Below are 14801 nucleotides of genomic sequence, written 5' to 3'. Positions count from 1 at the left end.
TCGGTGAGCGGGCGCGGCCCGCGCCATCGGGCAGCCTGACCAGCGAGTTCGTGGTCCCGACAGTATGGCGGCGGGCTGGAGCGAAAGGGGCTGCGTGGTCTCCTGGGTCAGGGGTCGGCGTGCCGAAATGCTCCGCGGACGCGACGGGCGGATGGGTCGTCGCCCTAGGGAAAGTACTTGTTTTCAGCGAAAAACAAAAGCCGAACCCGATGGTGAATCCGGAGGTGAATTCAATCAATGCCGTGAGCCGTCGGCCGAGCCCGCCGACCGGCCGAGCCGACGGGACGTCACCGGCCCGCCGGACGGCTGGGTGCGATCCGGCCGGGGCCCCTGCCCGCGCACGCCCCCTCACCCGAACGGCTCCCCGCCCTTTGACGCGCCCCGCGCCCCGCCGGATCGTGGCGAATGCCCCCTGCGTGGGCGGAAGGGCTGGTCGGCAATGGCGGACAAGCGGGCCGAACGCATCGCGCGACTCATCGCACCCCTGCGGGTGCCGCCGGGCACCGAGGTGGACCTGGCCAGGGACTACGACCCCCGCTACAAGGCCCACCTGAAGAAGCGCGAGGGCAGGGAACTGCTGGCAGTCGGGGTGGAACTCCTGGCCGAGTACCAGGCGCGGTTGGCGGCCCAGGACACGTACGGCGTCCTGTTCTGCCTCCAGGCGCTCGACGCCGGCGGCAAGGACGGCACCATCCGCCATGTGATGAGCGGGATCAACCCGCAGGGCGTCCACGTCAGCAGCTTCAAGGTGCCCTCCGCCGAGGAGCTGGACCACGACTACCTGTGGCGGTACGCGCGGCGGCTGCCCGCCCGCGGGGACATCGCGGTGTTCAACCGCTCGCACTACGAGGAGGTCCTCGTCGTCCGGGTGCACCCCGACGTCCTGGACCGGCAGCAGCTGCCGCCGAAGGCGCGCGGCAAGGGCATCTGGAAGCGGCGCTACCGCGAGATCAACGACTGGGAGCGCCACCTCACGGACAACGGGTTCGCCGTGGTGAAGATCTTCCTCAACCTGTCCCGGGAGGAGCAGCGCACCCGCTTCCTCAAACGCATCGACCTGCCGGAGAAGAACTGGAAGTTCTCCGCGGCCGACGTCCGCGAACGCCGCTACTGGGACGACTACCAGCGGGCGTTCTCGGAGATGCTGTCGGCCACCAGCACCAAGCGGGCGCCCTGGTACGTGGTCCCCGCGGACCGCAAGTGGTTCGCCCGGATCTGCGCATCGGCGGTGCTCGTGCACACCCTGATGGAGATCGACCCCCAGTACCCGGTGATCGGTGAGCGGGCCCGTGCGGACCTGCGCACCGCCCGCCGCGAGCTGGAGGAGCAGGCGCCCGAGGGGGCCCCGGCGGACCCGTACGCCGCCGAACGCGACCGGCGCGCCCGGACGGAGGAGTGACGATGGACGCACGGCCGGAACCCGTCGGCGCGCACCCCGTCACCGCGTCGGGCTGGTACGCGCGCTCCCCGCAGGAGGTGGTCGCGGCGTTCGACGTGGACCCCGCGGTCGGGCTCACCGCCGCCCGGGCCGCCGGGCTCCTGACGGCGAACGGGCCCAACGCCCTGCCGGAGGAGCATCCGCCGCCGGCCTGGCGACGGTTCCTCGACCAGTACCGCAGTTACATGCAGATCATCCTGGTGGTGGCCGCGGCCGTGTCCTTCGCGATCGCCCAGTGGAGCACCGCGATCCTGCTGGTGCTGCTGACCCTGCTCAACGCGGTGGTCGGCCTGCGGCAGGAGGGCAAGGCGGAGAGCGCGATGAACGCGCTCAAGTCGATGATGAAGGCGACCGCCCGGGTGCGGCGCGACGCCACCGAGTCGGAGATCCCCGCCGAACAGCTCGTCGCCGGCGACATCGTGCTCATCGCCGCCGGGGACCAGGTGCCGGCCGACGGACGCATCCTCACGGCGAACTCGCTCCAGATCGACGAGTCCGCCCTCACCGGGGAGAGCGTGCCCGCCACCAAGGACGCCGGCACCCTCCCCGCAGGCAGCCCGGGGCCGGGCGAACAGTCCAACATGGCCTTCATGAACACCCCCGTCACCCACGGCAGCGGCGTTCTGGTCATCACCGGCACCGGCGCGGACACCGAACTGGGCAAGATCTCCGGGATGCTCTCCGCCACCCGGACGGAGGACTCGCCGCTCACCCGGCAACTGAACAACCTGACCCTGTGGATCGCCGCGGCGGCCGGCCTCACCATGATCGTGATGTTCGCCCTCGGACGCGCCCGGGGACAGGCGTGGGACACGCTGTTCGTCAGCGCGGTCTCCCTCGCCATCGCGGCCATCCCCGAGGCGCTGCCCACGGTGACCCAGGTGATCCTCTCCGTCGGCGGCCTCAACCTGGCCCGACGGCACGCCATCGTCAAGGAACTGCCCTCGGTCGAGACCCTGGGGTTCACCTCGGCGATCAACTCCGACAAGACCGGCACCCTGACCATGAACCAGATGACCGCCGTGGAGGTGGTGACCCCGACCGACCGGTACACCGTGTCGGGCACCGGCTACGGACTGGAGGGCAAGGTCCACCACGCCGCCGGTTCCACCGCGACCATCGACGACGCGATCCTCCCGTTCCTGATCGCGAGCGACGCGCAACTCGTCGACGGCACGGTGGTGGGCGACCCCACCGAGGGCGCCCTGCTCGTCCTGGGACACAAGGCCGGGCTCACGATCGACGACACCCGCGCGCGGTTCCCCCGGCTGGCGACCCTGCCGTTCGATCCGGACTACAAACTGATGGCCACCTTCAACTCGGCGGTCGACGACACCGGCCGCCCGGTGGTGCGCTGCTTCGTCAAGGGCGCCGCGCCGGCCGTGACCGCGCGGGCGGCCAGCGCGATGGTCACCGGCGGACCGGACGTGCCGTGGGACGAGGGGCTCGACCGGCGCGCCCAGGAGGAGACCCGCCGCATGGGGGGCGAGGGCCACCGAGTGATGGCCGCCGCCACCCGTGACCTCGACCCCACCGCCTTCGACCCCGGGGGCGACCTCCTGGACAACGTCACCGACCTGCGGATGACGGCCCTGGTCGGCATGGTCGACCCGCCGCGCGCCGAATCCAGGGCGGCGGTCGCCAGCGCCCAGGACGCCCACGTCCGGGTCCGCATGGTGACCGGCGACGACGTCACCACGGGCGCCGCGATCGCCCGGCAGCTCGGCATCCCCGGTGAGGCGGTCCTCGGCGCGGACTTCGCTGCCCTCCCCGAGGAACAGCGGCTCGCCCGCATCGAATCCATCGGCGTCGTGGGGCGGGTGGCCCCCGAACACAAGGTGCTGCTCGCCGAAACGCTGAAGAAGAAGGGCGACGTGGTGGCGATGACCGGCGACGGCGTCAACGACGCGCCCGCCATCAAGGCCGCCGACATCGGCATCGCGATGGGCAGCGGCACCGACGTCGCGAAGAACGCCGGCCGGATGATCCTCTCCGACGACAACTTCGCCACGATCGTGTTCGCCGTGGAGGAGGGCCGCAAGCTCTACGACAACCTCACCAAGTACATCCGCTTCGTCCTCCTGCTGCTGGTCGCGTTCGTGCTCACCTTCCTCGGTGCGACCGTCCTCAACATCGCCGCCGGCCAACCCTTCACCCCCGCACAGGTGTTGTGGATCCACTTCATCGTCAACGCCCCGTTCGGCTTCGCCCTGGGCTTCGACCGGGAGAGCCCCGGACTGATGCGCAGGCTCCCGCGCCCCCGCGGCGAATCGGTGCTGACCCGGCCGCTGCTCGTCACCGTCTCCCTCGCCGGGCTGGTCGTGACCGTCCTGCTGCTCGCCCTGATCAAGCTGGGCGAGCACCGGTTCGACAGCGTCGCGACCGGCAGTTCGATGGCGTTCACGGCGTTCGCCCTGTGCCTGATCGTCGCCGCCTTCGAATGCCGCAGCGAGACCGCGTCGGTGCTGCGCGCCTCCACCTTCGACAGCAAGCAGATGAACTGGGCGGCCCTGGCCGAGTTCGCGCTCGCCGTGCTGGTGACCCAGATGGACGGCTTCCGCCGGCTCCTCGGCACCACCCGGCTCGATCTGGGGCAGTTCGGCTGGGCGTTGCTGGCCGCACTCGTCCTGTTCGTGACCTGGGAGACGGGCAAGCTCATCGCGCGCGCAGTCCGCCGCCCCTCCCGCCCCGGGCCCACCGACCGCCCCGCTCAGCGCGGTGCCGCCACCGGACCGTAGGTGTCGCCCAGGGTCCGAAGGGCCGTCCACCCCTGGCGCTGCGCCTTCTGGACGTCGAGCACCACCGACCGGGCGAGCTGGTCCACCGCGTACCGGGTCAGCGGCGGCGCGGTGTCCCGACGCACCCGGGACAGCGCCTCGCCCGCCAGCGCCGCGGCGTGCGCCAGGGGCAGCGGAACCCGGCCGATCCGCGCCCGCACGCCCTGCGCGCGCAGCACCGTCGCCACCGCCTCGTCCCGCCGGTACGCCACCGGGTCGGCGATGTTGTAGGCGCCCGGCGGCCACCCGGCCGCCACCACACACGCCTCGGCCAGGTTCTCCACCGCGGTCAGGCTGAGCGGTACGTCGTCCCCCGGCAACAGCAGCAGACCGCGCCGGACCCGGGCCAACAGCCGGGGCACCAGATGCGGGTCCCCGTCCCCGTAGACCGCGCGCGGGCGCAGCACCACCGCCCCCGCGGCGAGAGCCAGGGCCTCACCGGCCGCCTTGGTGCGCCCGTACGCGTTGAGCTGCCCGCGCACCGGGTGGTCCTCCGTGATCGGGGACCGGGTGGCCCGCGGTTCGTACACGCTGGCGCTGCTCACCCAGACCACCGTGCGTCCCGCGGCGGCCTCCAGCAGCCGGGCCGTGCCGTCGACGTTCACCGCGCGCATCAGCCGCTCCGCGGGCGAGCCGGGCACCGGGTCGCCGACCGCCGCCGCACAGTGGACGACGAGCTCCGCGTCGCCGAGGTCGGGAACCCCGCGGGTGGCGTCCCAGGGGAGGTGCCGACCGACCGGCCCCGGGCGGCGCCCCACGCACCGCACCGCCATCCCCCGCGCCGCGGCGGCGACGGCGACGTGGGAGCCGCAGAACCCGCTCGCGCCGGTCACGGCGACCACCGTCACCGCTGCTCCCCGGGCCCGTCGGGGGCGCCGGCCCGGACGGTGAGCGAGCGCCAGCCGGGCAGCGCGGCCCGCCGGTCCACCCGGGTCCGCACCACGACGGGCCGGTGCACGGCGAGCGCGGCGAGCACGTCGTCGAGTTGGGTCCGGGCCAGCCGGGCGCCCGGGCAGGCGTGCGGTCCGGCCCCGAACACCAGCTGCGCCACGGCGGGTTCGACCGGGCGGTGGGCATCGGGCGGGGCGCTGTGGGCGCGCACCGCGTGCCGGGCCACCAGGAGCAGCCGGTCCCCGGCTCGTACCGGCCGGCCGTCCAACCGGGCGTCGGCCGCCGCCACGCGCGGCAGCACGGGGGAGGGCGCGGTGACCCGGAGCAGTTCGGTGACCAGGGCGGGCCGCAGCCGGTCGTCGGCCGCCTGGTCCCACAGCCGGGCGTCCGCGCACCACGCCGCCGCCCGGGGCAGTGCGGCGACGGTGGTGGTGACGGCGGCCACGGCGAGCACCGACCGGAGCGCGGCGTCCGACCGGTGGCCCCCCGGGTGGAGCAGGGACTCCAGCCGGGCGGCGGCCTCGGCGGCGGCCCGCGTCCGGTGGGGGAACCGGGGGCCGGGGAGGTGATCGCGGACCGCGGCGGCGGCTGCGGCCGTCGCCGCCGCGGCCAGGTCCCGCGGGTCGGCGGTGCTCCCCAGCAGGGCGCACACCGTCGCCCCGGACAGGACCCGCGCCACGTCCACCAGGTCCACGGCCCCGCCGGCGCCGAGCGGGGCCAGCTCCTGTTCCAGCAACCGTCGCCACACGGGCCGCAGTTGCTCCACCCCGGCCGCGCCGAGATCCGCTGCGACGGCCCGGCGGGCCCCCCGGTGTTCCGTCCCCGTCTGGTCGAACAGCGTGCCGCCGCCGGAGAGTGCACGTGCGGCGCCGCCCGTGGTGCCGGCGGCGGTCCGGTCCAGGGGGACGCGCGTCAGCGCCTCCCGGTAGCGGTCCTCGTCCTGGACGAGGACCGCACGGCCCAGGCGGGTGACCGGGCGGCCACGGGTGGCGGCCAACAGCGCGAACAGCACCGGACGGGAACGGGTGTAGACGCGCCGGTCGCGTCGTCGGGCGGCGCGGGTTCCCGGGGGAGCGGTAGCCGGGGGAGCGGCGGTCGGGAAAGTGGTCATCGGACGTCCGTCTCGTACGGGTCGGTGGGAAGCGTCCGGCCCCCGCGGGGCGGACGGTCGGGGTGCCGGCGCCGTCATCGGACGGGCACCCCGCGGTGGTCGGCGGCGAGCCGGGCGGTGGCCGCCCGGTCGGGCTTGCGGGAGCGGCCGGACAGCGGGACCTCGGTGAGCAGCAACGCGTCCGGGCGGGCGGTTCCCATCCGGTCGAACACCTCGGCGAGCGCGGTGCGCACCCGGCGCGGGTCGGCTCCCCGACCGGGCTGCACGACGGCGACCAGACGTTCGTCACCGTCCCCCGCCGGAACGCCGACGAGGAGGGCGAGTTCGACGCCCGGGACGTGCAGGGCGGGCTCGTACAGACCGGGGTAGATGTTCTCCGCCCGGCGCAGCACCATGTCCTTGCAGCGTCCCGCCAACACGATCCGTCCGCCTTCCATGCGGGCCCGGTCCCCGGTCGCCACCCGCGGGTCGGGCTCGGCGCCGAGGTAGCGGTGGCGTGCGGCGGGGCCGGCCAACAGCAGTTCCCCGTCGGCCGCGACGGTGGCCGACACGCCGGGCAGCGGCGCGCCCACCAGGTCGCCGGAGCCCGTGAAGGCGGCCTTGTCCGCCTGTTCCACGGCCGCTGCGGGGAACAGCTCGGTGAGCGCGTACACCCCCCACGCCTGGTCGGCCCCGGCGGCCTTGACCCGGGTGAGCAGATCCTCGCTGGCCGGGGCGGAACCGGTCCACACGCGCCCGCCGAAGCGGGCTCCGGCCGCGAGCGCGGCCCGCAGGTGGGGCGGCGTCAGATAGGTGGCCTGGGGGTCCAGCCGGCGCAGTTGTCGGGCCAGCGCCCGGGGCCCGCGGACGGGCAGCGCGACCGGTGCGCCGGCGGCCAGGGACGGTACGAGGACGAAGAACGTCCCGCCGAGCACCGGGGTGCCGGGCGCGGGGCGCACCAGGTCCGTGACCGCCGCCATGCCCGCGGCCAACGAGGACCGGGTGTGCACCACGGCCCGCGGACGGTCGGTGGTGCCGGAGGTGAAGACGATCACGGCGTCCCCGTCTCCCCCGTCGTGCCGGGGCGGTCTGCTGCTGCCGGACGCCCCGCCCAGGGCGGGGGCGCAGCCCGGTAGGCGGAGGCCGACCGTGGCCACCGGACCCCACTGGGTCAGCTCCGGCAGGACGAGACGGGCCCGGCGGGCCAGGGCCCTGCCCCACCCGGCGGCGGCCTGGGCGACGGCATCGGCCAGGACGAGGTCCGGGCGGGCCAGGGCGAGCCGGGCCCGCAGTACGTCCGGACCGGCGCCCGGATCGAGCACGGCGACGCGCGCGCCGACGCGGTGCGCGGCCAGCAGCACGGCCAGGGCCCTCGGCCCGGGGCGCACGGCGACCCCGATCGTGCCGTCCCGCCCGACGCCCCGGGCCCCCAGGCCCGCGGCGTACCGGTCGGCGAGGTCCGCCAGGTCACCCCGGGTGATCCGGGTCCGGACCGTGCCGCGGCGGGTGGTGCCGAGCACGGCGGGGCGGTCCGGGGCGGCCCGCAGTGCGTGGTCGAGTCGGTCGAGCATCAGCGCGGGTCCTCTCCGTGACGGCCGGGACCCCGGTCGAGGTACCAGCGCGCGGTGCCGAGGACGCCGTAGGCGCGCAGCCGTCGGGTGGAGTTCTCCACCACCATGTCGCGGGCGTGCACGATGGCCGTGGTGTGGCGCCGCACCCGGTTGAGGAAGAGCCGGTCCGTGGGGGAGGGTCGCCGGGGCATTCCGCCGACCGCCTCGTACAGTCCGGCCGTGACGGCCATGTTGTTGCCCGCGTGCATCCGGTAGGCGCAGCGGTAGCCGTGGCTGCGGCGGTGCGCGGGACGCACCCGGCCGAAGAACGCGGCCGCGAGGACCAGCGCGCGGAACGCGGTCCGGCCGAGCGGTCCGTGTTCGTCGCGCCGGGCCACGATCCGGCCGCAGACCAGACCCGCTCCGCGGTCCGCCGCCGCCCGGGCGGCGGCCGTCCAGCCGGGCTGCGGCAGACAGTCGGCGTCGGTGCGGGCGAGGAGCCGGGCCCCGCGCTCGATGGCGAACCGGAAACCGGTGTCCACCGCGCACCCCACGCCCTTGTCGGCCTCGTGGAGCACGTGCACGGCGAACGGCGCGCGCCGGGCGAAGGCGCGGGCGATCACGGCGGTGTCGTCCCCGGAGGCGTTGTCCACCACCACGAGGGCGAAGTCCCGGTCGTGTTGGGCGGCCAGCGCCTCCAGGGTGCCGCCGAGCGTCGCGGCCTCGCGGTAGGCGGGCACCACCACCCACAGGTCGCTCACGTCTTCTCCCAGACCATCGTCATGATGCTGACGCCGCCGCCCAGGCCCACGAACAGCACCCGGTCGCCGGGCGACAACCCGTCGTGCACGCGGTCGAGTTGCACGCCGAGGGTGGCGCTGGCCAGATTGCCGAGTTCGCCGACGGTGACCACCAGCCGGTCCCGGGGGACCCCGGTCAACTCCGCGAAGCGCTCCAGGTAGGGCGCGGTGACCTGGTGGACCAGGACGTGCCGGAAGTCCGTCCACTCCAGTCCGGTCCGGGCCCGCATCCGGTCCAGCACCTCGGTGCCGACGTCCTCGAACACCTCCCGCAACGCGCTCCCCTCCCCGCGGAAGTAGGTGTGTTCGTCGCCCCTCGGGTGGCGTGAGCCGCCGCCCGGTATGCCGCCGACCCGCCAGTGCGCGGAGTGGGTGACGGCGTCCACGTCGAGGATGCCGCCCGAGGCCACCTCCTCCAGGACGACCGCCGCACCGGCGTCCCCGAAGGTGTAGCCGGCGAACGCGTCCCGGAACCCGGCCAGGTCGGCGGGGTCGTGGCGCACGGCGCGGCTGGGCGTCTCGCCGGTCACCACCAGGGCGCGCCGGGCCCGCCCGGCGAGGATCATCGCGCGGGCGGTGTCGATGCCGTTGACGAAGCTGTTGCAGGCGTTGGTGAGGTCCAGCGCGTGGGCGCGGGAGCCCAGTTCGTCCTGCACGATGTGCGCGGTGGCGGGCTCGGCCACGTCGCGCGAGGCGGAGGCGAACAACAACAGGTCGATGTCCGCGGGGTCCAGGGCGGCCCGGCGCAGGGCGACCCGCGCGGCGGCCGAGGCCAGGGTGGAGGCGAACTCGTCGGGGCCCGCGGCCCTGCGGGTCGCGATCCCGGTGGCCCGGGTGAAGACCCCGTGGGGCAGCGGCAGTCCACTGGCCGCGGCCACCCGGTGCCGCAACTCCTCGGATTCCACGACCCGGTGCGGGAGGAAGGCGCCCACGGAGGTGATGCCCACGCGCGGTGCGCCGACCCGGTGGGCGTTCGGTCTGTTCATGGCGGGAACGCTACGGAGCGTCCGCGGCGGGGCGCGTGAGCTGTCGTACTCAATCGGCCCTGGGGGAATCCGGTAGTCCGCCTGGGGGCCGGGGCGGTGGGGAGCCGGATCAGCGGGAGCCGCTCCAGGGGGCCGGCACGAAGGTCCAGGTGACCTCGGCGGGACCCGGGCCCGCGTTGCGCCAGGTGTGCGGTTCGCGACCGGAGAAGGTCAGGGTGTCGCCGGCCGCCAGGGTCTCCGTGCGGTCCGTGAACTGCACCGCGACCTCGCCGCTGACGATGTGCAGCACCTCGACGTCACAGTTGATCGTGTACAGCCGTTCGCCGCCGTGCGCGCCGGGTTCGAGCCGGGAACGCAGGATCTGGATCTTCGACTGGGCGCGGGGCGTGACCATGCGGTCGACGACGCCCTGGCCGCCCATGTTGAGGTGCGGGGCATCCGCCAGTCGGACGACCTCGGTGTCGGCGTCCTCGAAGAGCGAACCGACCGGCAGTGACAGCACCTGACACAGGGTGACCAGGGTGGTGACGCTCGGCGAGGTCTCGTCGCGCTCGACCCGGCTGAGGAAACCCCTGGTCAGGCCGGTGGCGGCGGCAACCTGCTCGATGGTGAGGCCCTGGGCCTTGCGGGACGCCCGCAGACGCGCCCCCACGCGGACCGGATCGCCGGACGGCGTCGGGTGCAGCGCTCTCATCGAACTCCTCGCGTCGCTCGGACGACTCACGGACGACCCTTGACAGGGTGGTGACCCAGGGCAACACTACCCGGAATACAAGTTGCCTAATAAGCATTCTTTGTTGTGTATAGGTAACTTCCCTCCTGGAACAGATCAGAGATCCCGATGAACTCCGTCGAACCCCCGATCGGCCCCCCGGACGCGAGTGCCAGCCCCCGGTACGCGGGCCTCGCGACCTTCGCGCGGCTCCCCCGCCTCGAAGACGTACCGCGCGCGGACATCGCCGTGGTCGGTGTCCCGTTCGACAGCGGCGTCAGCTACCGACCGGGCGCGCGCTTCGGGCCGTCCCACATCCGTGAGGCGTCCAGGCTGCTGCGGCCGTACAACCCGGCGCAGGACGTGGAACCCTTCGCCGCCCAGCAGATCGCCGACGCGGGCGACATCGCCGCCAACCCGTTCAGCCTCGACGAGGCGGTCACCCAGATCCACACCGCCGCCCGGGAACTGACCGCGGACGGCACCCGCCTGCTCACCCTCGGCGGCGACCACACCATCGCGCTCCCGCTGCTGCGCGCCGTCGCCGAACGGCACGGCCCGGTCGCCGTGCTCCACTTCGACGCGCACCTCGACACCTGGGACACCTACTTCGGCGCCCCGGTCACGCACGGCACGCCCTTCCGCCGCGCGTCCGAGGAAGGGCTCATCGACCTCACCGCGAGCCTCCACGTGGGCACCCGCGGACCCCTGTACTCCCGCCAGGACCTCCGGGACGACGAGCGCCTCGGTTTCGCCGTCATCTCCAGCCCCGAGATCGAGGCCGAGGGCCTGGCCCGCGCGATCGCACGCATGCTGGACCGCCTGGGCGACCGCCCCGTCTACCTGTCCATCGACATCGACGTCCTCGACCCGGCACACGCCCCCGGTACCGGCACCCCCGAGGCCGGCGGCATGACCAGCCGTGAACTCCTCGCGATGATCCGTGCCCTGCGCGCCGTGCGGCTGGTCGGCGCGGACGTCGTCGAGGTGGCCCCCGCCTACGACCACGCCCAGCTCACCGCCGTCGCCGCGGCCCACGCCGCGTACGAGATCCTCTCCGCGATGACGCCCGACCACCTGCCCCCGCCGGACGCCCGGCACCACGAGCGATAGGGGATGGCGATGTCCTCCTCGGAAACCGCGACCCAGCGCGAATCCGCGATCGAGCAGCACTCGATCGACTACGTGCCCCACTCCGAGCGGCACGGCAAGGTGTGGCACCAGGGACCGTTCTGGTTCACCGGGAACTTCGTCCTCCCCACGATGGTCGCCGGTTTCGTCGGCGCCTCGATGGGGCTGAGCGTCTGGTACAGCGTGCTGGCCATCGTGCTCGGCGTCGGTGCCGGCACGTTCTTCATGGCCTTCCACGCCAACCAGGGCCCGCGGATGGGCCTGCCGCAGATGATCCAGTCGCGGGCCCAGTTCGGCAGCCGCGGCTCCACCGTGCCGTTCGCCGCCACCGTGTTCGTCTACGTCGGCTTCCTGGTCTTCGACACGGTCCTCGCCGAGCAGGGCCTCGGCCTGCTGCTGCCGGACGGCAAGCTCTTCTGGTACCCGGTGCTGATCGCGGTCTCCATCGTCATCGCCGTGGTCGGCCACGACCTGCTGCACTTCGTGCAGCGCTGGCTGACGTACCTGCTGGTCGTGGTGTTCGCGATCCTCACGGTCGTGGCGATCGTCCACTTCGGCGGCAACCCCGTGGGCGCGGACGTGCCCGCCGCCACGGCGGGCTGGGACCTGACGGCCTTCCTGGTCCAGTTCTCCCTCGCCGCCGGCTACAACATCAGCTACTCGGTCTACGTCTCCGACTACACCCGCTACCTCCCGGCGAACGCCCCCGCGCGCAAGCTGATCACCGCCGTCTACGCGGGCGCCGCGTTCTCCGCCGTCTGGCTGATGTCGCTCGGCGCGATCCTCGCCAGCTACCTCCCCGACCCGGACCCGATCCTCGCCCTGCGCGAGGTGGGCGACCTGCTCTTCCCCGGCTTCGGCCTGATCGTCGTGATGACCTCGGTGCTCGCACTGATCTCCATCATGGGCGTCAACGCCTACGGGGCGATGCTCACCGGAGCCAGCGCGCTCGATGGCTTCCGCAAGGTCCGCCCGACGGTGCGGCTGAGGATCGTCGGACTGGTGGTCGTCGGCCTCGTGTCGCTGGTGGTGGCCCTGCTGATCCCGGACGACTACATCGGCAGCTTCAACAACTTCGTGCTGATGATGCTGTACTTCCTCGTCCCGTGGACCGCGGTGAACCTGGTCGACTTCTACTTCGTGCGCCGCGGCAAGTACGCCATCGCCGAGATCCTCAAGCCGGACGGGATCTACGGCCGCTGGGCCTGGCGGGGCGTCACCGCCTACGTCCTCGGGTTCGTCGCGATGATCCCGTTCTTCTCCACCACCTTCTACGTCGGCCCGGTCGCGGACGCGCTCGGCGGCGCGGACTTCTCGTTCGTCGTCGGTCTGACCGTCTCCGGCGTGCTGTACCTGCTGTTCTCGCGGAACCTGGACCGTGACGCCGAGGCCGCCGCCCGGGTGGCCAGCGAAGCCGAACTGGAGGGACCCGCCCGATGACCCAGCACCCACCCCGGTCCGCCGCGCCCGAGCGCACGGCGGTCACGGTCGCCGTCTGCCAGATCGCCCCGCAGGTCGGTGACGCCGAAGGCAACCGGCGACGCATCCGCGAGGCCGTCGAGGAGGCCGCGGACCGGGGTGCGCGCATCGTGGTCCTGCCGGAGCTGGCCAACACCGGCTACGTCTTCACCGACGCGGCCGAACTGCTCGCGGCGGCCGAACCGCTGGACGGCCCCACCCTCCGGGAGTGGGAGGCGCTCGCGGCCCGCCGGGACCTGGTCATCGTCAGCGGATTCGCGGAACTGGGGGAGGACGGCCGGGCCTACAACGCGGCCGTCCTCGTCGACGCCACCGGGCTGCGCGCCACCTACCGCAAGGCCCACCTGTGGAACGGCGAGAAGAGCTGGGGCTTCACCCCCGGGGACGCGCCCCCGCCCGTGGTCGACACCGCCCACGGCCGGATCGGCTTCATGGTCTGCTACGACCTGGAGTTCCCCGAGTGGGTGCGGCTGGCGGCCCTGGCCGGCGCCGAACTGCTCTGCGGACCCGTCAACTGGCCGCTGTACCCGCGCCCGGAAGGCGAACGACCCGGGGAGGTCGTCCGCGTCCAGGCCGACGCCGCCGTCAACCGGATGTTCGTCGCGGTCGCCGACCGCACCGGCACCGAACGGGGACAGGACTGGCTCGGCGGCAGCGCGATCATCGACGCCGACGGCTACCCGGTGGCCCCGCTGCGCCTGGGCGAGGAAGCGGTCGTCACCGCGACGCTCGACCTCGCCGAGGCCAGGAACAAGGCCATCAGCGAACGCAACGACGTCCACGCGGACCGTCGGCCCGCGCTGTACGCCCCACCCCCCGGACGCCCCGGAACGCCGGGACCCGGAGCACAGGAGCAGCCATGAGCACCACGGTCGCCATCGTCCAACAGCCGCCGGCCCTGCTGGACCTCGACACGTCCCTGCGCCGCGCCACGGCCCATGTGACGGAGGCCGCGCAGGCCGGTGCGGACCTCGTCGTCTTCCCCGAGACCTGGCTCACCTGCTATCCGGCGTGGGTGTTCGGCCTCGCGGGCTGGCGGGACGCCGAAGCGCGGCACTGGCACGCACGGCTGCTCGAACAGAGCCCCGTCCTGGACCACGAGGGCGGGGACGACGCGCTCGCGCCCGTCCGGACGGCGGCCCGGGAGCACGGGGTGACCGTCGTCCTGGGACTCAACGAGCGGGCCGCCCGGTCCTCCGGCTCCCTCTACAACTCCCTGGTCACCATCGGCCCCGACGGCGGCACGCTCAACGTGCACCGCAAGCTCACCCCGACGCACACCGAACGCATCGTCTGGGCGGCGGGCGACGGGGCGGGACTGCGGGTGGTGGACACCCCGGCCGGACGGGTGGGGTCCCTGGTGTGCTGGGAGCACTTCCACCCCCTGGCCCGGCACGCGCTGCACGCACAGAACGAGGAGATCCACGTCGCCGCCTGGCCCGACATGCCGGAGAGCCATGTGATCGCCGCGCGTTCCTACGCGCTGGAGGGCCGCTGCTTCGTGGTCTCGGCCGGGCTGGTGCTCTCCACCGACGACGTGCCGGCCGACCTGCTGGACGCCTACCGGGCGGGCGTCGGCCCGGACGCCCCGGCCGACGGACCGCTCTTCACCGGCGGTTCGAGCATCGTGGGACCGGACGGTTCCTGGATCGTCGAACCGGTCTACGACGAGGCCCGCCTCATCACGGCCACCCTGGACACGGGGCGCCGCTACGAGGAGGCCCTCGACCTGGACGTGGCCGGTCACTACGGCCGGCCCGACGTGTTCACGCTCTCCGTCGACCGGTCCCGGCGCGGCAGCGGGGTCGACTTCACGGAGTGACACCCGGCTTGACGGAACGGGCGGGCGGGGGGGGGGGGGGGGGGGGGCGCCCCCCCCCCCCCCCCCGCGCGGGAGGGGGGGGGTTTTAAAAAAAAGATCGGGCCGGGGGGGTGGGGGGGTGGGTA

The 14801-nt window shown here is 73.7% G+C and carries 12 protein-coding genes; 6 read left to right on the top strand and 6 right to left on the bottom strand.

Annotated features, from left to right (window positions below; genetic code table 11):
- The first annotated feature begins 439 nt into the window (after nt 1-439).
- Together ACFWIA_RS06715 and ACFWIA_RS06710 are read left to right on the top strand one after the other, a co-directional pair.
- Complete coding sequence (locus tag ACFWIA_RS06715) at nt 440-1399, top strand: polyphosphate kinase 2 family protein (protein WP_387001066.1); 960 nt, start codon at nt 440-442, stop codon at nt 1397-1399.
- Between the two features lie 2 nt (nt 1400-1401).
- Complete coding sequence (locus ACFWIA_RS06710; protein WP_387001064.1) at nt 1402-4176, top strand: cation-translocating P-type ATPase; 2775 nt, start codon at nt 1402-1404, stop codon at nt 4174-4176.
- Here the strand turns inward: ACFWIA_RS06710 and ACFWIA_RS06705 are convergent.
- From ACFWIA_RS06705 to ACFWIA_RS06680, 6 genes are all read right to left on the bottom strand, one after another.
- On the bottom strand, nt 4149-5063 hold the full coding sequence (locus ACFWIA_RS06705) for an NAD-dependent epimerase/dehydratase family protein (RefSeq protein ID WP_387001062.1): 915 nt from the start codon (nt 5061-5063) through the stop codon (nt 4149-4151). The two genes, ACFWIA_RS06710 and ACFWIA_RS06705, sit on opposite strands and share 28 nt — an antisense overlap.
- Nucleotides 5060-6217: a cytochrome P450 gene (locus ACFWIA_RS06700; RefSeq protein WP_387001060.1), complete on the bottom strand. Its 1158-nt coding sequence runs from the start codon at nt 6215-6217 to the stop codon at nt 5060-5062. Before ACFWIA_RS06700 ends, ACFWIA_RS06705 begins: the two co-directional genes overlap by 4 nt.
- 74 nt (nt 6218-6291) lie before the next feature.
- Nucleotides 6292-7767 (bottom strand): class I adenylate-forming enzyme family protein, encoded by a 1476-nt coding sequence (locus ACFWIA_RS06695; protein WP_387001058.1) that lies wholly within the window; start codon nt 7765-7767, stop codon nt 6292-6294.
- Entirely contained in the window at nt 7767-8507 is a 741-nt protein-coding gene (locus tag ACFWIA_RS06690) for a glycosyltransferase family 2 protein (RefSeq protein WP_387001056.1), read from the bottom strand. Before ACFWIA_RS06690 ends, ACFWIA_RS06695 begins: the two co-directional genes overlap by 1 nt.
- A complete protein-coding gene (locus ACFWIA_RS06685) occupies nt 8504-9532 on the bottom strand; it encodes a 3-oxoacyl-ACP synthase III family protein (protein WP_387001054.1) in 1029 nt (342 codons plus the stop codon). The genes ACFWIA_RS06690 and ACFWIA_RS06685 overlap by 4 nt, the downstream gene beginning before the upstream one ends.
- 109 nt (nt 9533-9641) lie before the next feature.
- Nucleotides 9642-10226, bottom strand: a complete 585-nt coding sequence (locus tag ACFWIA_RS06680) for a helix-turn-helix domain-containing protein (RefSeq protein WP_385492914.1) — start codon at nt 10224-10226, stop codon at nt 9642-9644.
- Nucleotides 10227-10373: 147 nt separating this feature from the next.
- Here ACFWIA_RS06680 and speB point away from each other — a divergent pair, with 147 nt between their 5' ends.
- From speB to ACFWIA_RS06660, 4 genes are read left to right on the top strand one after another with little or no spacing between them, the layout of a single operon-like run.
- Nucleotides 10374-11357: an agmatinase gene (gene speB / locus ACFWIA_RS06675; RefSeq protein ID WP_387001052.1), complete on the top strand. Its 984-nt coding sequence runs from the start codon at nt 10374-10376 to the stop codon at nt 11355-11357.
- A 9-nt stretch (nt 11358-11366) separates the two neighbouring features.
- Nucleotides 11367-12815 (top strand): purine-cytosine permease family protein, encoded by a 1449-nt coding sequence (locus tag ACFWIA_RS06670; protein ID WP_387001050.1) that lies wholly within the window; start codon nt 11367-11369, stop codon nt 12813-12815.
- Nucleotides 12812-13717: a nitrilase-related carbon-nitrogen hydrolase gene (locus tag ACFWIA_RS06665; RefSeq protein ID WP_387001048.1), complete on the top strand. Its 906-nt coding sequence runs from the start codon at nt 12812-12814 to the stop codon at nt 13715-13717. Before ACFWIA_RS06670 ends, ACFWIA_RS06665 begins: the two co-directional genes overlap by 4 nt.
- Entirely contained in the window at nt 13714-14676 is a 963-nt protein-coding gene (locus ACFWIA_RS06660; RefSeq protein ID WP_387001046.1) for a carbon-nitrogen hydrolase family protein, read from the top strand. Before ACFWIA_RS06665 ends, ACFWIA_RS06660 begins: the two co-directional genes overlap by 4 nt.
- Nucleotides 14677-14801 lie beyond the last annotated feature (125 nt).

This window comes from Streptomyces sp. NPDC127068, assembly GCF_042724695.1.
Taxonomy (GTDB): Bacteria; Actinomycetota; Actinomycetes; order Streptomycetales; family Streptomycetaceae; genus Streptomyces.
This window is presented reverse-complemented; position numbering and strand designations above follow the sequence as displayed.